Genomic DNA, 20,399 nt, shown 5'->3' on the forward strand with positions numbered 1-20,399 from the left:
TCAGGCCAGCGCGCTCTTCAGGTCGAAGCCTTCATCCGCGGCCTGCTCCGGCGTGATCGAGCGCTCCAGGCCGAACAGGCGGCGGCCGAACATGTGGTCGCCGGCACGGTTGACCGACTCGATGCCGAGCAGTCTGTCGCCCTTGTAGCAGAACGCCGAGAACGCTTTCTTCGCGGGATCGCCGCGCAGCACGACGCGGTCGTAGCCGGTGGTCAGCCCCGCCATCTGGAGCTTGTCGTCGCCCTGGTCGCTCCAGAACCAGGGGTGACTGTCGTAGGCCTTGCGGTCGCCGGTCAGCCGCGCCGCGAGGCAGCGGGCGTGATCGGTGGCGTTCTGCACCGATTCCAGCCGCTGCGATCCGCCGAAGCGCGGACTGGCGAACAGCGCGCAGTCGCCGATCGCGGAGATGTCAGGATCGGACGTCGAGAGATATTCGTCGACGATGATGCCGGCGGCGACGGCAAGCCCCGCCTCCGCCGCAAGCTCGATGTTCGGCAGCACGCCGACACCGACCACGACGAGGTCGGCCGGCAGATGCCTTCCGTCGCTCAAGGAAACGCCGGTGACCTTGCCGCCCTCAGCCTCGATCGAGGTTGCCTGCACACCGAGGTGAATGCGGATGCCGGCCTCGCGATGCCGCGCCTGAAAATACTCCGAGACCTCCGCCGTCACCGCGCGCGCCATCACGCGCGGGGCGAGTTCGAGCACGTCCACCTCGAGGCCCTTGATCCGCGCGGTGGCCGCGAATTCGAGGCCGATGAAGCCGGCGCCGATCACCACGACACGCGACTTCGACGGCATGATCTGTCGCAGCGCCTCGCTGTCGTCGAGGATGCGCAGATATTTCACGTCGGGCAAATTCGCATTCGGCAAATCAAGCAGCCGGTTGCGCGCGCCCGTGGCCAGCACGAGGTGGCCGTAAGGCAGCGTCTCGCCGGATGCGAGATGCACCTTGTGGCCGGCGCGATCGATCGACACCGCGCGGCCCCCAATCAGCTCGATCTTCTGATCCTGGTAGAATTTCTCCGGCCGGAACATCAGGCTCTCCGGCCCGGCCGAGCCCTTGATATAGGCCTTGGACAGCGGCGGCCGCTGATAGGGCAGATGCGCCTCGTCGTTGATCAGGCAGACGCGGTCGGAAAAGCCCGCCTGACGCAGGGATGCCGCGACCTGGTAGCCGCCATGGCCGGCACCGACAATGATCACCGGACCACCCGTCATTGGAACAGCCCATTTCCGGAGACACGAGCGTCACCCATGTCGTCTCCTCTCTCGCTGATATTGGCTTGGCTTGCCCAGGAGGAGCCGGCGCTCGTGTCCGTTCCTAAACGAAGGCGGCCCCATTTGAGCCCATCATTCCGTCCTGCGCAAGAGCGGCATGCGGGGATTGTCCCCCCCGACCTTCTGCGATTTAGTTGCAGCAACGACCTCATGCCGGGGATATTCCAGATGCCAGCTCCCGTCTCAAAACCCGACGATCCCGCCCTGCTGCGGATCGACGGCCCGATCGCAACCATCACGCTCAACCGCCCCGCCGCGTTCAACTCGATCAACCTTGCAATTGCGCAGAAGCTCGAACAGCTCGCGGCCTATCTCGAAGGCGCCGACGACATCAGGGTCGTCGTGCTCGAAGGAGAAGGCCGCGCCTTCTCAGCCGGCGGCGATCTGCAGACGATCGGCGCTGCGGCCGAAACCGGCACGGTCACGCCGGTCGTCGGCGAGCTGCTGAAGCATTATCATGCCTTCATCGAGATCATCCGGCGCATGCCGAAGATCTCGCTGTCCAGCGTGCACGGCTCGGCAGCCGGCGCCGGCATGGGCCTCGCCTTCGTCACCGATCTCTGCATCGCCGCGGAGGATGCCAAGTTCACGCCGGCCTATGCCAAGATCGGGGTGTCGCCGGACGGCGGCTCGACGGTCGGGATCGTCGGTACGGTCGGATCGCGACGTGCGCTCCAGATCTTCCTGTCGGAGGACAGTTTTACCGCGCAGCAGGCCTATGAATGGGGCCTGGTTGCGAAGGTCGTCCCCGCCGCGGAGCTGAAGGCGGCCACGCGAAAACTCGCCGAGCGCCTGGCGCAGAATCCGCCGGCGGCGATCGCCGGCACCAAGTCGCTGGTCTACCAGGCCGGGACCACACCGGTGAAGCAGCAGCTCGATGCCGAGGAGCAGAAGATCATCATGGCGATGAACACGGAGGATTTCCGCGTCGCCGTGAAAAAATTCACGAGCAAAGGCAAGTGAGCGCGCCGGCACCGGCGCGCTCGTTCTGCGGCCTGCGCCACGGCGCGACCGACTGGAACAGGCAGGGGCTGTTTCAGGGACGAACCGACAACCCGCTGAACGCGGACGGCCTTGCGCAGGCGCACGAGGCCGCGGACATGTTGCGCGGTACCGGCATCAGCCGCATCGTCGCGAGCCCGCTGGTGCGCGCGGCGCGAACGGCCAAGATCATCGCGGACGCCATTTCGGCGCCGCTCTCGATCGACGACGGCATCATCGAGTTCGATTTCGGAAGCTTTGAGGGCCTCCCTGTCCGCGACCTCATGATCAAGCACGGCGTCAACTCAGCGACGGGCCTCGTCTCGATCCTGCCCGCCGACGGCGAAAACTGGGACGCCATGACCGATCGGTCGCTGGCTTGCGTCTCCGCATGGCTCGACCGTCATCCTGACGACGACTTCCTGTTCGTCTGCCACGACGCGGTGATGCAGGGAATGGCGAAATCGCTCGCCGGCAGCTATTTCAAGAACAGCCACGGCACGCCGTTTCGCTACCTCCGTGAAGGCGAGCAATGGCGCGTCGAGCAGCTCGTCACTTAGGACAGATGTAGCCTGTCCCCGCCGGCGACTTGAAGCAGCCGACCGATTCCGGCAGCACTTTCTGCGGCAGCCACAGCACCACGCTCGGGAAATAGATCGCGAACGCGATCGTGGCCAGGAACACCACATAGATCGGCAAGGCGGCGCGTAAGGCCTTGGCAAAACTGATGCCGACGAATTTCGAGGCCATCAGCAGCACCAGGCCGTATGGCGGCGTGATCAGGCCAAAGGCGAGCGTGGCGATCAGCACCACGCCCATATGCACGGCGTTGATGTCGCCGGCCTCGGTCAGCGCGTTGACCAGCGGCATGAAGATGATGATGGTCGGCACCGGCTCGATGAAGTCACCGACCACGGTGAAGAGCAGCACCATCAGCAGCATGATCAGATGCGGATCGTTGCCGGCAATCGAGGTGATCATGTCGGCGATGTAACTCGCACCGCGTAAGTAAGCGAGCATCCAGCCGAAGGCATTGGCGGCGCCGATGGTGATCAGCGGCAGCGAGAAGATCAGGCCTGCAAGGCAGAAATCGTATGGGATCTTTTTGATATGCCCGCGGTTCAGCGCGGGGATCACGACGACGACAATCCAGACCACCGCAACGACGCCGGCTTCCGTCGGCGTGAACCAGCCGGTGAGGATGCCGCCGAGCAAAATGACAGGGATCATCAGCGGCAGGGCGGCGTCACCCGCGGCGAACACCACCTGCCGCAGCGGCGCGCGCGGCTTGCGCAGGCCGGAAGGGCCGAAGAAGTAGCAATAGATCATCAACCCGAAGCCGATCATCAGCCCAGGCACCACGCCCGCCATGAACAGGCCGGCGATCGAGACGTTGCCGACGGCGCCATAGACCACCGCCGTGATGCTCGGCGGCACCAGCGCCGCGATGGTCGAGGCAGACGCGATGATCGCGGCGATGAAGGCGGGCTCGTAGCCCTCGCGCTTCATCGGGCCGCCCAGCGCACGGCTCATCACGGCGACGTCGGCGGTGGTCGAGCCCGACATTTCCGAGAAGAACATGCTGAAGACGACGACGACCTGCGACAGCCCGCCCCTGATGTGCCCGACCAGCGATACTGACAGGTTGGCTATTCGTACCACCACGTTGGCCGAGCTCATGAGCTCGCCGACCAGCAGAAAGAACGGGATCGCCAGCAACGCCTCGGAGTCCACGCCGTCAAATATCTTCTGGATGATCGCGGCCAGCGAGACATCCGACAGGATCGCACCGATGAAGACGCCGGCCATCAGCGAGAACGGCACGGGCACGCCGAGATAGCCGAACGACAGGAAGCAGATCGACATCAACGCCAGGACAACAGGTGCGCTCACGGCTGCGCCCTCATCTGCACGTCCGTGATGACGGGCGCTCCGTCCTCTTCGGGCGGCTCGTGATGGTCAAAGCCGTTGCGCAAGCCGTTGACGAGCTGCTCGATGGTGAACAGGCCGATCAGCACGCCAGACAGCGGGATGATCGCATAGAGCGAGGCGATCGGGGTGCCCGACGGCAAGCGAAAGCTGCCGAAGCCGCGAAGATAGTTCTGATAGCCGTACCAAATCAGGCAGAAGGCGACGCCGAGCACGACGAGACGAATGATCACTTCGACGATCAGCCGCGCCGTGCCGTGCATCGCTTCGGAGATCGCGGTGAGATAGAGGTGATCGTTGCGTCGGGTCGCGACCGCGGTCCCGACGAAGATCGCATAGATGAACAGCGTCGAGGTGACTTCCTGGAGCCACAGCCAGGGGTGGCCGATGGTGCGTGTGACGATGTCGGCGGTGACCGACAGCGAGAAGCCGAAGCAGAGCACGCCGCAAAGGATCATCAGCGCAAGCTCGAGCCAGTCGAGCCAGCGCCACTTGAGGTGACGCTGGCGTTGAACGAGCAGTTTGTCGGCGACGGCCATTCAATTTCCCCTTCGTCCCGGAGCTATCGCATGTGACAGCTGGGAAGCTGCCGAACGTGCTCGGCCTGCATGGTTCGAGACGCCCGCTTTGGCGGGCTCCTCACCATGAGGGTCTAAAATCTCGCCGGAAAGCACGACCTCATCCTGAGGGCCCGCCATAGGCGGGCGTCTCGAAGGATGGCCACAGGCGGGCTAGTTCACCGACCGGATCAAATTCTTGATCTTCTCGGCATGCGGGCCGAGCTCCTTGGCGAGCTTGTCGAGATAGGGATCGGCGATCACCGTGAAGCTCTTCTTGTCGACGTTGTCGACGATCTTCACGCCCATCTTCTTCAGCTTGTCGGCCGCGGTGCGCTCGAGGTCGAACGCCTTCTGCGGCTCTTTCGTGCTGACCTCGTTGGCCGCCGCCTGCACCCACCCCTTCTGCTCCGCCGACAGGCTCTGCCAGAGCTTGTCGGAGACGAACACCAGCGCGTTGTTGGCCTCGTGCTCGGTGATGTTGAGGACCGGGGCGACCTCGTAGTGCTTGTTGACGAGGTAGACGTTGATGCTGTTCTCGGCGACGTCGACGACGCCGGTTTGCAAGCTCGTATAGACGCTGCCGAACGGCATATGCACGGTCTGGGCGCCGTAGGCCGGGAACATCATGTCCTCTGTCGCGGTCGCCTGGACGCGGATCTTCAGCCCCTTGATGTCGCCGACATTGTGGATCTCCTTCTTGGAGTACATGTGGCGTACACCCTGCGAGCCCGTCGCGATCACGTGCAGGCCCTGCGTGGTCTCGTCGATCATGGTCTTGAGGGCTTCGAACACGCGGGGATCGGCCAGCCCCTTGACCACGTGGTTCTCGTCGCGGAACAGGAAGTGCAGCGACATCACGCCGGCCTGCGGCGAGATCGTCGCGGTGTTGGCCGAGGAGATGATGGCGAATTCGATGTCGCCGGCCTTCACGAGCTGGAGCACCTGCGGCTCCTGCCCGAGCTGCGCACCCGGATACTGGTCGATGATCATGGTGCCCTTGCTCAATTCCTTGAGCTTGTCGGCAAAGAGGTCGCCCGCGATGGAATAGCCGGTGTTGCGCGGCTGATCGTAGGCAAAGCGATAATGCTTCACCTCCTGTGCCCCGGCCCCGGTGACGAAAAGTACGGCGGCCATGGCCACCAACCCACGCATGGATCGTGCAATCATCGTTTCCCCCTGTTTTATCGCCCGCCGCTTGTGCGGTCTGAGCGCTCGTTCGGGTGGTTCGTCACCCCTTCTCAGTCTGCTTCCCAGTCCTCTGCATGAAATCGAAGTCGCAGCCCTCGTCGGCCTGCATGATGGTCTCGTTGAACAGCCAGGCGTAGCCGCGCCGCGCCTCATCGGGTGCTGCGGCCGGCTTCAATGCGGCGCGCCGACGCTCCAGCTCGGCGGCATCGACCAGCAGCTCGATGCTGCGCTTGGCAACATCCAGCCGGATCATGTCGCCGTTCTTTACCAGCGCGAGCGGTCCGCCGACAGCGGATTCCGGCGTGATGTGAAGCACGATGGTGCCGAACGCGGTGCCGCTCATGCGCGCATCCGAAATGCGCACCATATCCTTGGTGCCGCCGCGCGCGAGCTTCTTCGGGATCGGCAGATAACCCGCCTCGGGCATGCCGGGCGCGCCCTTAGGGCCGGCGTTGCGCAGCACCAGCACGTCGTCGGAGTTCACGTCGAGATCGGGATGGTCGACCCGCAAGGTCATGTCCTCGACGGATTCGAACACCACCGCACGCCCGGTGTGCTGCAACAGCTTGGGGCTCGCGGCCGACTGCTTGATGACGGCACCGCGCGGGGCGAGGTTGCCGTGCAGGACGGCAAGGCCGCCTTCCTTCTTGATCGGATTGTCGCGCGGACGGATCGCATCCTGGCCCGGCACGTCCTCCGCATTCGCGACGACATCGCGCAGCGTCTGGCCGCTGATGGTCTTCGCGTCGAGATCGACGAGATCGCCGAGCTGCGCCAGCAATTTCGGCACGCCACCGGCGTGGTGGAAATGCTCCATGTAGTGTTCGCCCGACGGCTTGAGGTCGACCAGCACCGGCACTTCGCGGCCAATCTGGTCGAACACCTCGAGATCGAGGCGGTGGGGCGAGCGGTGCGCCATTGCCGTCAAATGGATCAGGCCGTTGGTCGAGCCGCCGATCGCCTGGAGCACGACCTGCGCATTCTTGAAAGACGCCGGCGTCAGCAATTCGCTCGGCTTCGGCCCCTTGGTCTTGGCCATCTCGGCGGCAACCCTGCCGCTCGCTTCGGCCAGGCGAAAGCGTTCGGCGTGCGGCGCGGGAATCGTCGCGCTCATCGGCAGCGACAGGCCCATGGCTTCGATCATGCAGGCCATGGTCGAGGCCGTGCCCATCACCATGCAGGTGCCGACCGACGGCGCGAGGCGGCCATTGACCGCTTCGATCTCGACATCGTCGATTTCGCCGGCGCGATATTTGCCCCAGAGACGGCGGCAATCGGTGCAGGCGCCGAGCACCTCGCCCTTGTGATGGCCGACCACCATGGGACCGACGGGAATGACCACCGTCGGCAGGTCGGCGCTGATTGCGGCCATGACCTGCGCGGGAAGGGTCTTGTCGCAGCCGCCGATCACGATCACCGAATCCATCGGCTGCGCGCGGATCATCTCCTCGGTGTCCATCGCCATCAGGTTGCGCAGATACATCGAGGTCGGATGCGCAAAGCTCTCGGCGATCGAGATGGTCGGAAACACGAACGGCATCGCGCCCGACAGCATCACGCCGCGCTTGGCGGCCTCGATGATCTGCGGGACGTTGCCGTGGCAGGGATTGTAGTCGCTATAGGTGTTGGTGATGCCGACGATCGGGCGCTCCAGCGCGTCGTCGGAATAGCCCATGGCCTTGATGAACGCCTTGCGCAGGAACAGCGAGAAGCCGGCATCGCCATAGCTCGTCAGCCCTTTGCGCAAACCACTCGTCATCATACCGCTCCTTCTCGCTTGCCATTGTGCTACAGCCTGCCCCCTGATTGTCAATAAGATTGGGCCAGATCGTCGCGCTTTCTGCCCCATACACCGCCATCCGACACAAATTATTGACAATCCGGGTTCTCCCTGCTCCACAAGGCGGACCGGCATGAGCCGGAGGCTGAGGGCATGTCCGACATCCGCACCGCAGACGCCATGCTGGTCCGGCGCGACGATCCGGACGATGTCGTCGCGCGGCTGGAAGAGGACATCATCTTCGGCCGCCTGCCGCCGGGCGCGCGCCTCACCGAAGACGCGCTGATGTCGCGCTACGGCACCTCCCGGCACTTCGTGCGGCAGGCCTTGGTCGATGCCGAGCGCCGCGGCATCGTCCGCCGCGAGAAGAACGTCGGCGCCACCGTGCGGTTCTACTCGGCCGAGGAAGTCCGGCAGATCTACGAGGTCCGCGAGATGCTGACGCGGCAGGCCGCGCTGATGATCCCCCTGCCCGCGCCGCAAGACCTGATCGACGAGCTGACTGGGCTGCAGCGGCAATATTGCGCGAAGGCAGATGTGCAGGATTTGCGCGGCATTCACGAGGCCAACGACGCCTTCCACCTCGCGCTGTTCTCGGCCTGCGGCAATCCCTATCTGGTGCGCTCGCTCCAGGACTACATGAACCTGACGCTGCCGATGCGCGCCAAGAACCTCGCCGACCGCGAGGGGTTGGCGCAATCGCGGCGCCAGCACGAGCTGATGATCGAGCTGTTGAAGGGCCGCGACAGCTGGGCGCTGGCGCAGCTGTGCGTGGATCACATGCAGTTCAGCAAGTCGGATTATCTGGCGCGGATTGCGGGTGAGGAGAGCTGACGCTAGACCAAGGCAACGCTACAGGTCTTACAATGCCGCATGATGTGAGCACGCCACCCCTGCTTGTTGACGTCGCCATCGAAGCGAAGTCCAGGGCCGATCATGAGAAGCTCGTTGCTGCGCTCTTGAAGCTCACCGCCAAGGACGGAGCGCTCGCCGTGTCGGTTGATCAAGACTCCGCTCAGATCATCCTGAAGGGAACGAACGAAAACCACATCGAGAGCGCGATCGACGCCCTCAACCGGACCTCTGGAATAGCCGTCAATATTGGTGCCCTGCAGGTGGCATTTCTTGAGCATCCGACCAAACGTGCGGAAGCGGAATACACTCACAAAAAGATCTACGGGCCTAAGGGGGAGTTTGCCGCCGTCAAGCTTGCCATCGAGCCGAATGAGCTTGGCGAGGGATACCAGCTTGAACGCAACATTGGTGTGGATGCGCTACCGAACAAATATATGCCCGGGATCGAGAAAGGGCTCGAAAGCGTACTGGCCTGCGGCGTGATTGCGGGCTTTCCGGTGGTGAACGTCAGGGTCCAGCTGATCGACGGCAAGTATCACGACGTCGATTCTTCACCGCTCGCCTTCGAGATCGCGGCTAATGCCGCGTTCCGCAGGGCGCTGCAAACGGCGGAATCGGTCTTGCTTGAGCCGATCATGAAGGTCGAAGTGGTGACACCGACGCCGTTCGCGCAATCGATCGTTGACGACCTGACATCGCGGCGTGGGACCGCCCACTCCAGGGTCGTCGACGAAGACACGGTCGCGATCGATGCGACGGTACCGCTCATAGCGATGTTCGGCTATGCGAACAGCCTCCGCGTGATGAGCCAGGGGCTCGCCAGCCACACAATGCGCTTCGACCGCTATGCCGCCGCACCGCAGCCTTGGGACGGTCCGCCATTTCGTCCGGCGATCGGGATGCGTGCCTGACACTCATCGCGGTAGAAGAGGCCGCCAACGCAGGCGGCCTCCCAAAATTCTGAACTGACCCGCGCTCTTATTTGAGGTCGAGAGCCCGGCAGTAGTAGCCGCTCTCAACGCCAGTCCAACCTCGCTCCATGCGGTTACTGCGGCACTCGTAGTAAGACTTGAAGTTGAGGACGTTCTTGCAATTCGCAACCGCGGCGCCGGAGAGCGAGCATCCGGGACCTTGGTTTGGGTTCAGGTGAGCCGCGGAGCCGATCGGTGCGGCGCTCACCGGCGCGACCGACAAGGTAGCAAGGATCAACGCTGACATCGCTAACGTCTTCATAGCCATCCTCCCTGTTCTTGTTGCCTGGGACGGGAAATGCACGTCCCGGAGCAGACGATAGCATAGCGCGAGTGACAGGCCATTCTCAATCAGAGCTTGTTCCCGTTTAGTATCGCCTCAGCAGGCCACGATCCACGCTGGCATCGCCGTAGTCGGCGCAGGCTCCTTTCGGGTTCTTGATCAAGTCCGCCCGGACGCGCCTGAACGTTTTGCCGGCCGCGTCGGACACCTCGGGGCGGAATTTACCGGGATCGTAGGTCTCGCCGTCGCGGGCCTTGATGGCCGCAGCATAGGCGTCGATCATGGCCATCGCCGCCTCAGGGCTGCCGAGAAGCCGCGCGCCGAGCTGAACGCCGCCGGCGCCATCGACCTCGTAACCGTCGCATCGCTGCTCCAGCACCACGGATGCGGTGACGAGCTGGTCGAGGAACGTCGCCTCGGCGTCGCTGAGCGCTCCGGCTCGCGCCGGCTCTGAGACGATCATCGCGAGCATCGCGACGGCTGATAGCGTGATTTTCAAGCGCGCCCCTGACGACCCATGACAAGGCCGTACAGGAAGAGGAGGATGATGGCTCCGACCACGCTGCCGATGAAGCCGGCGGCCTCTCCGAAATGATACCAGCCCACGGCTTGACCGAGCCAGGTCGCGACGAACGCGCCGACGATTCCCAAGACCGTCGTCAGGATGAACCCCGTGGGCTCGGACTTGTCACCGGGCATGATGAATTTCGCGACCACGCCGACGATAAATCCAATGATGATCGTCCAAAGGATACCCATGTCCATCGCTCCATTCGGTCGGTTTGCACATCAACGTCTGAAGGAATGCGTGATCGCTTGATGGGCCAGACGATCCCGGGAACGACGTTGATCTAGATCAATGGGTGGAAGCGGCCGGGCCGAAAGCTGGCGCCTGCTCTCTCTTGCGCGGGAAGGCGCTCAATGCGCTCCGCAACGCGAAGCGGATCAATGCATGGCGATCATTGGCGAGATCACGCACACCACGACCTACCGCTATGCAAAGCCGGTGACGTTCGGCACGCACCGGGCGATGTTCCTGCCGCGGCGCGGCGCCGCGACCCGGCTGCTTCGCTGGTCCGCTGCTACCAGCCTGCCGTCAAAGGTGCATTGGGTCACCGACTCCCGCTCCAATGCCGTCACGGTGATGGACTTCAGCGAACCCGGCAGCGAGCTGACATTCACGTTTAGGGTTCGTGGCGTCTATTTCGGCATCAAGGGTCTGGAGACATTTCCGCTGGAGCCCCGGGCCGAGGAGGTCCCCGTGCAGTACACCCCGGACGAATGGACCGACCTTGCCGGTTACCTGCGCCCGCATGCCGACGATGCAGACGGCAGCCATGCGGCGTGGACCAAGAGCTTCGTTGCCGGCGATCAGGATCGGACCGCCGACGTGCTGCGCCGAATGCTCGGCAAGTTTCGCAGCGACTTCAACTATCGCGGCAGAGATGCCGAAGGCACACAGTCACCCGGCGAAACGCTGCGCACGAAATCGGGCACTTGCCGGGACTTCGCCTGGCTGATGATCGAGACGTTGCGCCGGCTCGGCTTCGCCGCTCGCTTCGTCAGCGGTTATCTCTATGATGCGGCGCTCGATGGCGGTGCCGTGGGCATGACCGGCTCCGGCGCGACCCACGCATGGGTGCAGGTATTCCTGCCCGGTGCCGGCTGGCTGGATTACGATCCAACCAACAGTCTGAGCGCCGGATTCGACCTCATTCCGGTGGCCATTGCGCGGCATCCGGGCCAGGCCGTGCCGCTGACTGGCTCGTGGTTCGGCGATCCCGGCGACTATTTGGGCATGTCGATCAATGTCGCCGTCAACAAGATTGGCGAAATGCTCGATCCTTCGGAAGCGTAGGCTACCGAGATAGGCGCGGCGGTCGCTGACCATGGCATTTTATCGCAACAGTACGAAGGGACATGGGCCGCTCGACGTCGTCGCCGTCCCATTTGAGGCCCTGAAGGGCAGGATCCGGCAACTTTACGAAGGCGACACGTTCGGCTGCATAAAATTCCGATACGCCCTGCTTGCGCTGGACGTCGTCACGGTTCTGTTCATCATCGCGACCTCGTTCCTGCCTCGCAACAGGGCCGTCGAGTCGCTCGATGTCGTGTTCGGCGTCCTGATCCTTGCGGACTTCGCCGCACGGATGATCATCAGCCGTCAGCCGCTGCACGACCTGGCGCGGCTTTCGACCTGGACCGACATCGTCGTCATCATCTCGTTCCTTGCGCCGCTCGCCGGAGAGGCCGGCGGCTTCTTGCGCGCATTTCGAACATTGCGGCTGCTGCGCGACTACCAGATGGTAGCGCGCCTCCGGGTCGACAGCCCCTTCTTCCGGCGAAACGAGGAAGTTGTTTTTGCCGTCGTGAACCTCGGCGTGTTTATTTTCGTGATGACCGGGATCGTCTACGAGACGCAGAAGTCTCACAATCATCAGATCGCCAACTATGCCGACGCGCTCTACTTCACGGTCACCGCACTGACCACGACCGGCTTCGGCGACATCACCTTGCCCGGGACCGTCGGCCGCCTGATCACCGTCGTCATCATGATCTTTGGCGTGACCCTTTTCCTGAATCTCGCCAAGGCACTGCTCGCGCCCTCCAAGGTACGCTTCCCCTGTCCGGTTTGCGCCCTGCAGCGCCACGATGTCGACGCGGTGCATTGCAAAGCTTGTGGCACCGTCTTGAACATTCCCGATGAAGGCATGGACTAGGCTGCATGCCGGCGCGAGTGCCGCGGAGAGGCCCCCTCACCTCATGACTGTAGAGAGGGGGCATGGCATTTCAGCGCTTACTCCAATCAATGATGCGGCTCGCATCGCCGTCGAACTCATTGCTGCAGAACGCGCCGCCCTGGTAGTGGTCGCCGACCGGATCCGGCTTCAGCTTGGCCTGCTCGGCCATCGCGTGCTCGCGGAAATCCTCGGCGCGCCCCGTCGGGCGATAGCCGAATTCGTAGGCGCGGTGGTTGTCCCACCAGGCGCGCTCGTTGAGGGAGGCGCCGTAGAAGACCTCGAAATGGATGTCGGGATGTTCGAGCCCGATGCGGCAGAGCTGCACGAGGTCGTCGGGCTTCAGCCAGATCGAGAGCCGGCGCTGGTCGAGCGGCATGTCGCCGAAATTGCCGATGCGCAGGCAGGTCACCTTCAGGCCATGCTTGTCGGCGTAGAGCGCGCCGACGGCCTCGCCGAACACCTTGCTGACGCCATAACGGCCGTCGGGGCGCGGGGTGACGTCGGTCCCGATGTTGTGGTGGCGGGGATAGAAGCCGACGGCGTGGTTGGACGAGGCGAACACCACGCGCTTGACGCCCTTGCGGTAGGCGGCCTCGAACAGATTGTAGCCGCCGATGATGTTGGCCTGGAGGATTTGGTCCCAGGTGCCTTCGACCGAATAGCCGCCGAAATGGATGATGCCGTCGACGCCCTCGCAGATCGCCTCGCACTGCGCGAGATCGGCGAGATCCGCCGCCTTGAATTGTTCGTTCGCGCCGAGATCGGCTGGCGGCTTGATGTCGGAGAGCAGGAGATCCGGATAGATCGGCGGCAGCAGCTTTCGCAGGCTCGTGCCGATTCCGCCCGAAGCTCCCGTCATCAAAATACGCGGCATGTCTTCCCTCGCCTGTGGTGACCGATTTGCGGCCGTAGATAACTGATGCTAGCAGACTTGGACAGAGGGAACGCAACAAAGAGACCTGCACATGAACGATGCATCGTCCCACACTCAAGGCTGGCGGCCGGCGACCTATTACCCCGATCCGGCGATAAAAGCACTGGACCCCCGCTTCGAAAAATACTGGCTGAAGCTGTCGGCGGTGGAGCGGCTGGCGACCGGCCTGCGCTGGGCCGAGGGTCCGGTGTGGTTCGGCGACGGGCGGTATCTGCTCTGCAGCGACATCCCGAACCAGCGCATCATCAAGTGGGAGGAGGAAACCGGAACCGTCTCGGTTTTCCGAAAGCCCTCGAATTTCGCCAACGGCAACACCAGGGATCGTCAGGGCCGGCTCGTCACCTGCGAGCATGGCGGCCGCCGCGTGGTGCGCACCGAATATGACGGCAGCATCACCGTGCTGATGGACTCGTTCGGCGGCAAGCGGCTGAACTCGCCGAACGACGTCGTGGTGAAGTCCGACGGATCGATCTGGTTCACCGATCCGACCTTCGGCCTGCTCGGCAATTACGAGGGTTACAAGGCCGAGCCCGAGATCGAGCCGAACGTCTATCGGCTCGATCCTGCAACGGGCAAGGCGACCATCGTCGCCGAAGGCGTGCTCGGCCCCAACGGGCTGTGCTTCTCGCCCGACGAGACGATTCTGTATGTCGTGGAATCGCGCGGCGTGCCGAACCGAAAGATCCTCGCCTATGACGTCTCGCTTGACGGCACCACGATCTCCAACAAGCGCGTCCACATCGATGCCGGCCCGGGCACACCGGACGGCATGCGCTGCGACATCGACGGCAATCTCTGGTGCGGCTGGGGCATGGGCGATCCCGAGCTCGACGGCGTCGTCGTATTCGCGCCCGACGGCGTCATGATCGGCCGCATCGCGCTGCCTGAGCGCTGCGCCAATCTCTGCTTCGGCGGCGTCAAGCGCAATCGCCTGTTCATGGCGGCAAGCCAGTCGATCTACGCGCTGTATGTGAACACGCAAGGCGCGGTCGGGGGATAGGCGTTACGCAGAGACGGTCTCGTAGGGTGGGCAAAGCGAAAGCGTGCCCACCGCTTCTTGTTCGTCGCGGAATGGTGGGCACGTCGCTACGCTCCTTTGCCCAGCCTACGAATTCCCGCGTTGCAGACACGTCGACAAAACGAAAAACGCCGGAGCGGTCTCCCGCTCCGGCGCTTTGTTCGTTCAGGCGAAAAAACTTACGCCGCGTTGAAGCCCGCAACGGCCTTCACTTCGAGGAAGTCCTCGAGGCCGTACTTGCCCCACTCGCGGCCGTTGCCCGACTGCTTGTAGCCGCCGAACGGCGCGGAGCGGTCGTTGGGCACGCCCTGGAGGTTGACGTTGCCGGCGCGGATCTGCCGGCCGACGCGCTTGGCGTCCTCCACCGAGGCGCCCGAGACGTAGCCGGCAAGGCCATACGGCGTGTCGTTGGCGATGTGCACGGCCTCAGACTCGTCCTTGGCGCCGATGATGGTCAGCACCGGTCCGAAGATCTCTTCACGGGCGATCGTCATGTCGGGAGTGACGTCGGCGAAGATGGTCGGACGGACGTAGAAGCCCTTGTTGACGCCCTCAGGCAGGCCCGGGCCGCCGGCGACGAGCGTTGCGCCCTCGTCGATGCCCTTCTTGATGAGGCCCTGGATCTTGTCCCACTGGCCGCGGTTGACGACCGGACCAATGGTAGTGCCTTCAGCGCGGGGATCACCGGCCTTGGTCTTGTCGGCGACAGCCTTCGCGATCGCAGCGACTTCCTTCATCTTCGACAGCGGCACGATCATGCGCGAGGGTGCGTTGCAGGACTGGCCGGAGTTGTTGAACATGTGCATCACGCCGCCGGTCACCGCCTTGGTCAGGTCGGCACCTTCGAGGATGACGTTCGGCGACTTGCCGCCGAGCTCCTGGCTGACGCGCTTCACGGTCGGCGCGGCGCGCTTGGCCACGTCGATGCCGGCGCGGGTCGAGCCGGTGAACGAGATCATGTCGATATCAGGATGCTCGCTCATGGCGGCGCCGACCTCGGGGCCGAGGCCGTTGACGAGGTTGAACACGCCCTTCGGCACACCCGCTTCGTGGAGGATTTCCGCGAAGATCAAAGCCGAGGTCGGGGTGAACTCCGACGGCTTCAGGATCATGGTGCAGCCGGCGGCGAGCGCAGGCGCGACCTTGCAGGCGATCTGGTTGAGCGGCCAGTTCCAGGGCGTGATCATGCCGACCACGCCGACCGGCTCGCGCAGCACCATGGCGGTGCCGACCGGTTCCTCGAAATGATAGTCCTTGAGCACGTCGAGCGTGGTCATGAGGTGGCCGAGGCCGGCGCCGGCCTGGAGCTTCTCCGCCATCGGCAGCGGCGCGCCCATCTCGTCGGAGACGGCGGCGCCGATCTCCTTGAGCCGGCCCTTGTAGACCTCGATGACTTTCGTGAGCAGCGCGACGCGCTCCTCGCGGCTGGTCTGGGAGAAAGTTGCAAAGGCGCGCTTGGCAGCAGTGACGGCCTTGTCGACGTCAGCCTTGGAGCCCAGCGCAACCTCGTACATCGCCTCTTCCGTCGCGGGATTGACCACGGCGGTGGACTTCTTGACGGCGGGATCGACCCAGGCGCCGTCGATGTAGAATTGCATGCGATTGACCATCGTTAACCTCTTCTTGGGGGCTTGGAGGGGGCGTTTCGGCAGGCATCCTTGCACGAAAGCGCCGGCAATTGAACCCGCCATATGCGGGGCCAGCGTTGCGGCGGACGGAGGATATATGAGCCGATGGCGGGAACGAGGCAAGGCTCCCTCAGGTGTCAATCCGGGACGCGCCACTTGGCGCGGGCCCGGAATCCATAACCACGATCGGGAGTATGGATTCCGGGCTCGACGCTACGCGTCGCCCCGGAATGACAGGGCAGTTACCTCAACTACACCGCCATCTTCCGATGCAGCACCGGTGCGCCGGTGGTGAGGCTTTCCGCCGCATCGATGATGGCGTTCGCATCGATGCCGTAATGGCGGTAGAGGTCCGCGATGGTGCCGGTCTGGCCGAACTGCTCGACGCCGAGCGCCTCGACGCGATGGCCGCGAACGCTGCCGAGCCAGCCGAGCGCGGAGGGATGGCCGTCGATCACGGTCACGATGCCGCAGTCGCGCGGCAGCGGCGCGAGCAGCTTTTCGATGTGGCTGAGATGCTGCACACCCCGCCGATCGCGCCGCAATTTCCGCGCAGCGGTCCAACCCGCATGCAGACGATCCGCCGAGGTGATCGCGAGCAGGCCGATGTCGCGGCGGCTCTCGCCGATGAAGCCGGTCGCCTCGATCGCTTCGGGCGCGACCGCGCCGGTATAGGCGATCACGAGTTCGGCATTGGGCCCCGGCTTGCGCAGCCAATAGGCGCCGTCGGTGATGCCCTGCGCAAGCTCCGGCGTCATGATCCGCTGCGCCTGCTCGATGCTGCGCGTCGAGAGCCGCAAATAGACCGAGCCGCCCTCGCCCGGATCGCGCTGCATGTGATTGAAGCCCCAAGCCATGATCACGGCGAGTTCGTCGACGAAAGCCGGCTCGAACGAGGCGAGCCCGTCCTGCGCCATGCCGATCAACGGCGTCGCGATCGACTGGTGCGCACCGCCTTCAGGCGCCAGCGTGATGCCCGAAGGCGTCGCCGCCACCATGAAGCGCGCATCCTGGTAGCAGGCGTAGTTCAATGCATCGAGGCCGCGCTCGATGAAGGGATCGTAGAGGGTGCCGACCGGCAAGAGCCGCTCGCCGTTGATCTGGTGCGACAGGCCCAGCGCCGAGAGCATGATGAACAGGTTCATCTCCGCGATGCCGAGCTCGAGATGCTGCCCCTTGGGCGAGAAGTCCCAATTGAACGTGGAGGGAATTTTCTCGCTGCGGAATAAATCCGCCTTCTCGCCGCGCGCGAACAGGCCGCGCCGGTTCACCCACGGACCGAGATTGGTCGAGACCGTGACGTCGGGCGAGGTCGTGACGATGCGCTGTGCGAGTTCGCTGTCGCCGCGCGCGATCTCGTTCAGCACGAGGCCAAAGCCCTGCTGGGTCGACATCTGGGTCGACGGCTTGAACGCCAGCTGCTGGGGCACCTCGATAACAGGCGCGGTAAGCCGGCGGCCATCCTGGTTGAACGACACGCGCGCGAGGAAGGCGTCGAGCTCGGCGGCGTTCTGCGCGAGGCCTTCGTACTTGTCCCATTCGTGGCCCGGACGGATGTTCTGGCTCTCGCGATATTTCTCCATCTGCGCGACCGTCATCAGGCCGGCGTGGTTGTCCTTGTGGCCCTGGAACGGCAGGCCGACGCCCTTGATGGTGTAGGCGATGAAGCAGACCGGGCGATCGTGATCGATCGACTCGAACGCCTCCAGCATGCTCGCCATGTCGTGGCCGCCGAGGTTCGACATCAGCGCCAGCAGCTCCTCGTCGCTGCGCCTGTCGATCAGCTTGGTGATCGGGCCCTGGTCGCCGATCTCGTCGTGCAGATGCTTGCGGAAGGCGGCGCCGCCCTGGAAGCACAGCGCCGCGTAGAGCGCGTTCGGGCAATTGTCGATCCAAGCTTTAAGCGCCTCGCCGCCGGGCTCGGCAAAGGCCTCGCGCATCAGGCGGCCATATTTCACGATCACCACGTCCCAGCCGAAATTGCGGAACATGGTCTCGAACTTTTCCCAGAGCCCCTCGCGCACGACGGCGTCGAGCGACTGCCTGTTGTAGTCGACCACCCACCAGGTGTTGCGCAGACCGTGCTTCCAGCCTTCGGCGAGCGCCTCGAAAATGTTGCCCTCGTCCATCTCGGCATCGCCGACGAGGGCAATCATCCGCCCTTCGCGGCGATCCTTCATCCAGCCATGCGCCTTGACGTAGTCCTGCACCAGCGAGGCAAACAGCGTCTGCGCGACACCGAGGCCGACGGAGCCGGTGGAGAAATCGACGTCGTCGACATCCTTGGTGCGCGAGGGATAGGACTGCGCGCCCTTGAACCCGCGAAAGTTCTCCAGCTTCTCGCGCGTCTGCCGGCCGAACAGATACTGGATGGCGTGGAACACCGGGCTCGCATGCGGCTTCACCGCGACGCGATCCTCAGGGCGCAGGACGCTAAAATACAGCGCCGACATGATGGTGGCGAGCGAGGCGGACGAGGCCTGATGGCCCCCGACCTTGAGCCCGTCCGCGTTGGCGCGGATGTGGTTGGCGTGATGGATGGTCCATGACGACAGCCACAGCGCCTTGCGGGCCAGCGCGGTCAACGTGTCCAGACGGGCGGTATCAACGGGCATCACAATGGCTCCCGGAAACAGGTCCGACGATGATACGCCTGCGGGCGGCGCCAAACTTCTCAATTTTTCGCGCCATGCCCTCAAATATTGGGATACTTTACCAATGGATCAGCACTTCAGACAGGTTTCATCCCAATGCCAGACCTCGACGCCATCGACCGGAAAATCCTTGCTTTGCTCCAGAACGACAGCCGGCTGACCATGCAGGAGCTGGCCGACAAGGTCGGGCTCTCGGTGTCGCCCTGCCATCGCCGGGTCAAGCTGCTGGAGGAGCGCGGCGTCATCAGCCGCTACATCGCGACCGTCGACCAGAAGGCGCTGGGGCTGCATGTCAGCGTCTTCATCTCGATCAAGCTGGCGCGGCAGAAGGAGGAGGATCTGAATCGTTTCGCGCGCGCGATCTCGAAATGGGACGAGGTGCTGGAGTGCTATCTGATGACCGGCAACCGCGACTATCTCCTGCGCGTGGTGGCGGCCGACCTCGCCTCCTACGAGACCTTCCTGAAGACCAAGCTGACCCGGCTCGACGGCATTGCCTCGATCGAGTCGAGCTTTGCGCTGAGCCAGGTCAAATATTCGATCGCCCTGCCGGTCTGACGGCTCCGCCGGGCTATTTCGGAACCGGTGTCACATGGGCGCAATAAACCCCGCCGATGGTCACGGGCGACAGGCACCCTGCCGAAAGAAGGACCCATGACCGCATCCGACCGCACCCCTGAAATGGCCAAACGCGAGCGCATCATCCGGGAAATGACCGACGATCTCGACGAAGAGCTGGAGATGGAGCTCGATGACAGCAGGCTCGACGAGCTGCTGGACGAGACGGACGCGCTCCGCCCGACGGTAGATCGCAGGCTCTATTTCCGGGAATTGCTCCGCCTCCAGGGCGAACTGGTCAAGCTCCAGGACTGGGTGCAGAGCGAGAAGAAGAAGGTCGTGGTGCTGTTCGAGGGCCGCGACTCCGCCGGCAAGGGCGGCGTCATCAAGCGTATCACCCAGCGTCTCAATCCCCGCATCTGCCGTGTCGCCGCGCTCCCCGCCCCGAGCGAGCGCGAGCGCACGCAATGGTACTTCCAGCGCTACGTCTCGCATTTGCCCGCCGGCGGCGAGATCGTGCTGTTCGACCGCAGTTGGTACAACCGCGCCGGCGTCGAGCGCGTGATGGGCTTCTGCTCCGAGGAGCAATACCAGGAATTTTTCAAGACGGTGCCGGAGTTCGAACGGATGCTGATCCGCTCCGGCATCATCCTGGTCAAATACTGGTTCTCGATCACTGACGACGAGCAGCAGTTCCGCTTCAGCATGCGCATCAGGGATCCGCTGAAGCAGTGGAAGCTGAGCCCGATGGATGTCGAGGCGCGCAGCCGCTGGGAGGCGTACACCAAGGCCAAGGAGACGATGCTGGAGCACACGCATCTGCCGGACTCGCCATGGTGGATCGTCGACGCCGTCGACAAGAAGCGCGCCCGCCTCAACTGCATCGCGCATCTGCTCAGCCAGATGCCGTACCAGGAGGTCGCCCGCGTGCCCGTGGTGCTGCCGCCGCGCGTCCGCAACCCCGACTACCACCGCGGACCGATTCCGCCGGAGATGTACGTGCCTTCGAAATACTGACGGCACCCGCCGCGCCTGCCG

At 63.9% G+C, this 20,399-nt stretch carries 19 protein-coding genes; 9 read left to right on the forward strand and 10 right to left on the reverse strand.

Features of this window, described 5'->3' with window-relative positions; genetic code table 11:
• Window positions 1-1,221 carry an NAD(P)/FAD-dependent oxidoreductase gene (locus tag AB7Z56_RS32725; RefSeq protein ID WP_063984773.1) on the reverse strand — a complete coding sequence of 407 codons (1,221 nt, stop codon included), beginning with the start codon at window positions 1,219-1,221 and terminating at the stop codon, window positions 1-3.
• A 228-nt stretch (window positions 1,222-1,449) separates the two neighbouring features.
• Here AB7Z56_RS32725 and AB7Z56_RS32730 point away from each other — a divergent pair, with 228 nt between their 5' ends.
• A complete protein-coding gene (locus tag AB7Z56_RS32730) occupies window positions 1,450-2,244 on the forward strand; it encodes an enoyl-CoA hydratase/isomerase family protein (RefSeq protein WP_063986567.1) in 795 nt (264 codons plus the stop codon).
• Window positions 2,241-2,822 carry a histidine phosphatase family protein gene (locus AB7Z56_RS32735; protein ID WP_063984774.1) on the forward strand — a complete coding sequence of 194 codons (582 nt, stop codon included), beginning with the start codon at window positions 2,241-2,243 and terminating at the stop codon, window positions 2,820-2,822. Before AB7Z56_RS32730 ends, AB7Z56_RS32735 begins: the two co-directional genes overlap by 4 nt.
• Here the strand turns inward: AB7Z56_RS32735 and AB7Z56_RS32740 are convergent.
• The 4 genes from AB7Z56_RS32740 to AB7Z56_RS32755 all read right to left on the reverse strand — a co-directional run bounded on the left by AB7Z56_RS32740 (window position 2,815) and on the right by AB7Z56_RS32755 (window position 7,698).
• Window positions 2,815-4,155 carry a TRAP transporter large permease gene (locus AB7Z56_RS32740; protein WP_063984775.1) on the reverse strand — a complete coding sequence of 447 codons (1,341 nt, stop codon included), beginning with the start codon at window positions 4,153-4,155 and terminating at the stop codon, window positions 2,815-2,817. The two genes, AB7Z56_RS32735 and AB7Z56_RS32740, sit on opposite strands and share 8 nt — an antisense overlap.
• Window positions 4,152-4,730, reverse strand: a complete 579-nt coding sequence (locus AB7Z56_RS32745; RefSeq protein WP_063984776.1) for a TRAP transporter small permease — start codon at window positions 4,728-4,730, stop codon at window positions 4,152-4,154. The genes AB7Z56_RS32740 and AB7Z56_RS32745 overlap by 4 nt, the downstream gene beginning before the upstream one ends.
• Before the next feature lie 192 nt (window positions 4,731-4,922).
• Complete coding sequence (locus AB7Z56_RS32750; RefSeq protein WP_063984777.1) at window positions 4,923-5,918, reverse strand: TRAP transporter substrate-binding protein; 996 nt, start codon at window positions 5,916-5,918, stop codon at window positions 4,923-4,925.
• A gap of 61 nt (window positions 5,919-5,979) precedes the next feature.
• A complete protein-coding gene (locus AB7Z56_RS32755) occupies window positions 5,980-7,698 on the reverse strand; it encodes an IlvD/Edd family dehydratase (RefSeq protein WP_063986568.1) in 1,719 nt (572 codons plus the stop codon).
• 174 nt (window positions 7,699-7,872) lie between these two features.
• On the opposite strand from AB7Z56_RS32755, the gene AB7Z56_RS32760 reads away from it, so the two are divergent.
• On the forward strand, window positions 7,873-8,553 hold the full coding sequence (locus AB7Z56_RS32760) for a GntR family transcriptional regulator (RefSeq protein ID WP_063984778.1): 681 nt from the start codon (window positions 7,873-7,875) through the stop codon (window positions 8,551-8,553).
• Window positions 8,554-8,585: 32 nt separating this feature from the next.
• Window positions 8,586-9,485, forward strand: coding sequence for a hypothetical protein (locus AB7Z56_RS32765; RefSeq protein WP_063984779.1), 900 nt, complete (start codon window positions 8,586-8,588; stop codon window positions 9,483-9,485).
• 428 nt (window positions 9,486-9,913) lie between these two features.
• Here AB7Z56_RS32765 and AB7Z56_RS32770 read toward each other — a convergent pair whose 3' ends face one another.
• Together AB7Z56_RS32770 and AB7Z56_RS32775 are read right to left on the reverse strand one after the other, a co-directional pair.
• Complete coding sequence (locus AB7Z56_RS32770; RefSeq protein ID WP_371496045.1) at window positions 9,914-10,300, reverse strand: hypothetical protein; 387 nt, start codon at window positions 10,298-10,300, stop codon at window positions 9,914-9,916.
• Between the two features lie 23 nt (window positions 10,301-10,323).
• Window positions 10,324-10,587 (reverse strand): GlsB/YeaQ/YmgE family stress response membrane protein, encoded by a 264-nt coding sequence (locus AB7Z56_RS32775; RefSeq protein WP_063986569.1) that lies wholly within the window; start codon window positions 10,585-10,587, stop codon window positions 10,324-10,326.
• A gap of 193 nt (window positions 10,588-10,780) precedes the next feature.
• Here AB7Z56_RS32775 and AB7Z56_RS32780 point away from each other — a divergent pair, with 193 nt between their 5' ends.
• Together AB7Z56_RS32780 and AB7Z56_RS32785 are read left to right on the forward strand one after the other, a co-directional pair.
• The gene (locus tag AB7Z56_RS32780; protein ID WP_063984782.1) at window positions 10,781-11,686 is read left to right on the forward strand and encodes a transglutaminase family protein; all 906 of its coding nucleotides are present in this window, start codon (window positions 10,781-10,783) and stop codon (window positions 11,684-11,686) included.
• Between the two features lie 31 nt (window positions 11,687-11,717).
• A complete protein-coding gene (locus AB7Z56_RS32785) occupies window positions 11,718-12,548 on the forward strand; it encodes a potassium channel family protein (RefSeq protein WP_187387771.1) in 831 nt (276 codons plus the stop codon).
• Window positions 12,549-12,618: 70 nt separating this feature from the next.
• On the opposite strand, the gene AB7Z56_RS32790 is transcribed toward AB7Z56_RS32785, so the two are convergent.
• A complete protein-coding gene (locus AB7Z56_RS32790) occupies window positions 12,619-13,443 on the reverse strand; it encodes an NAD-dependent epimerase/dehydratase family protein (protein WP_063984783.1) in 825 nt (274 codons plus the stop codon).
• Window positions 13,444-13,534: 91 nt separating this feature from the next.
• Here AB7Z56_RS32790 and AB7Z56_RS32795 point away from each other — a divergent pair, with 91 nt between their 5' ends.
• A complete protein-coding gene (locus tag AB7Z56_RS32795; protein ID WP_063984784.1) occupies window positions 13,535-14,503 on the forward strand; it encodes an SMP-30/gluconolactonase/LRE family protein in 969 nt (322 codons plus the stop codon).
• A 197-nt stretch (window positions 14,504-14,700) separates the two neighbouring features.
• Here the strand turns inward: AB7Z56_RS32795 and AB7Z56_RS32800 are convergent, their stop codons facing one another.
• Window positions 14,701-16,131 carry an aldehyde dehydrogenase family protein gene (locus tag AB7Z56_RS32800; protein WP_063984785.1) on the reverse strand — a complete coding sequence of 477 codons (1,431 nt, stop codon included), beginning with the start codon at window positions 16,129-16,131 and terminating at the stop codon, window positions 14,701-14,703.
• 269 nt (window positions 16,132-16,400) lie between these two features.
• Entirely contained in the window at window positions 16,401-18,764 is a 2,364-nt protein-coding gene (locus tag AB7Z56_RS32805) for a transketolase (RefSeq protein WP_063984786.1), read from the reverse strand.
• Window positions 18,765-18,899: 135 nt separating this feature from the next.
• Between AB7Z56_RS32805 and AB7Z56_RS32810 the strand changes: the two genes are divergently transcribed.
• Window positions 18,900-19,361: an Lrp/AsnC family transcriptional regulator gene (locus AB7Z56_RS32810; RefSeq protein WP_014497003.1), complete on the forward strand. Its 462-nt coding sequence runs from the start codon at window positions 18,900-18,902 to the stop codon at window positions 19,359-19,361.
• Between the two features lie 96 nt (window positions 19,362-19,457).
• Window positions 19,458-20,378, forward strand: coding sequence for a polyphosphate kinase 2 (gene ppk2, locus AB7Z56_RS32815; protein WP_166089860.1), 921 nt, complete (start codon window positions 19,458-19,460; stop codon window positions 20,376-20,378).
• The last annotated feature ends 21 nt before the right edge of the window (window positions 20,379-20,399 follow it).

It is taken from the genome of Bradyrhizobium sp. 482_C4_N1_8 (assembly GCF_052075965.1).
Lineage (GTDB): Bacteria > Pseudomonadota > Alphaproteobacteria > Rhizobiales > Xanthobacteraceae > Bradyrhizobium > Bradyrhizobium barranii.

Excerpts from the sequence above, each read along its gene's own strand:
- AB7Z56_RS32805 (WP_063984786.1), bottom strand. The coding sequence starts at position 18,764 with ATGCCCGTTGATACCGCCCGTCTGGACACGTTGACCGCGCTGGCCCGC.
- AB7Z56_RS32780 (WP_063984782.1), top strand. The coding sequence starts at position 10,781 with ATGGCGATCATTGGCGAGATCACGCACACCACGACCTACCGCTATGCA.
- AB7Z56_RS32775 (WP_063986569.1), bottom strand. The coding sequence starts at position 10,587 with ATGGGTATCCTTTGGACGATCATCATTGGATTTATCGTCGGCGTGGTC.
- ppk2 (WP_166089860.1), top strand. The coding sequence starts at position 19,458 with ATGACCGCATCCGACCGCACCCCTGAAATGGCCAAACGCGAGCGCATC.
- AB7Z56_RS32745 (WP_063984776.1), bottom strand. The coding sequence starts at position 4,730 with ATGGCCGTCGCCGACAAACTGCTCGTTCAACGCCAGCGTCACCTCAAG.
- AB7Z56_RS32795 (WP_063984784.1), top strand. The coding sequence starts at position 13,535 with ATGAACGATGCATCGTCCCACACTCAAGGCTGGCGGCCGGCGACCTAT.
- AB7Z56_RS32790 (WP_063984783.1), bottom strand. The coding sequence starts at position 13,443 with ATGCCGCGTATTTTGATGACGGGAGCTTCGGGCGGAATCGGCACGAGC.
- AB7Z56_RS32810 (WP_014497003.1), top strand. The coding sequence starts at position 18,900 with ATGCCAGACCTCGACGCCATCGACCGGAAAATCCTTGCTTTGCTCCAG.
- AB7Z56_RS32785 (WP_187387771.1), top strand. The coding sequence starts at position 11,718 with ATGGCATTTTATCGCAACAGTACGAAGGGACATGGGCCGCTCGACGTC.
- AB7Z56_RS32750 (WP_063984777.1), bottom strand. The coding sequence starts at position 5,918 with ATGATTGCACGATCCATGCGTGGGTTGGTGGCCATGGCCGCCGTACTT.
- AB7Z56_RS32725 (WP_063984773.1), bottom strand. The coding sequence starts at position 1,221 with ATGACGGGTGGTCCGGTGATCATTGTCGGTGCCGGCCATGGCGGCTAC.
- AB7Z56_RS32800 (WP_063984785.1), bottom strand. The coding sequence starts at position 16,131 with ATGGTCAATCGCATGCAATTCTACATCGACGGCGCCTGGGTCGATCCC.
- AB7Z56_RS32760 (WP_063984778.1), top strand. The coding sequence starts at position 7,873 with ATGTCCGACATCCGCACCGCAGACGCCATGCTGGTCCGGCGCGACGAT.
- AB7Z56_RS32765 (WP_063984779.1), top strand. The coding sequence starts at position 8,586 with ATGCCGCATGATGTGAGCACGCCACCCCTGCTTGTTGACGTCGCCATC.
- AB7Z56_RS32770 (WP_371496045.1), bottom strand. The coding sequence starts at position 10,300 with ATGCTCGCGATGATCGTCTCAGAGCCGGCGCGAGCCGGAGCGCTCAGC.
- AB7Z56_RS32730 (WP_063986567.1), top strand. The coding sequence starts at position 1,450 with ATGCCAGCTCCCGTCTCAAAACCCGACGATCCCGCCCTGCTGCGGATC.
- AB7Z56_RS32755 (WP_063986568.1), bottom strand. The coding sequence starts at position 7,698 with ATGACGAGTGGTTTGCGCAAAGGGCTGACGAGCTATGGCGATGCCGGC.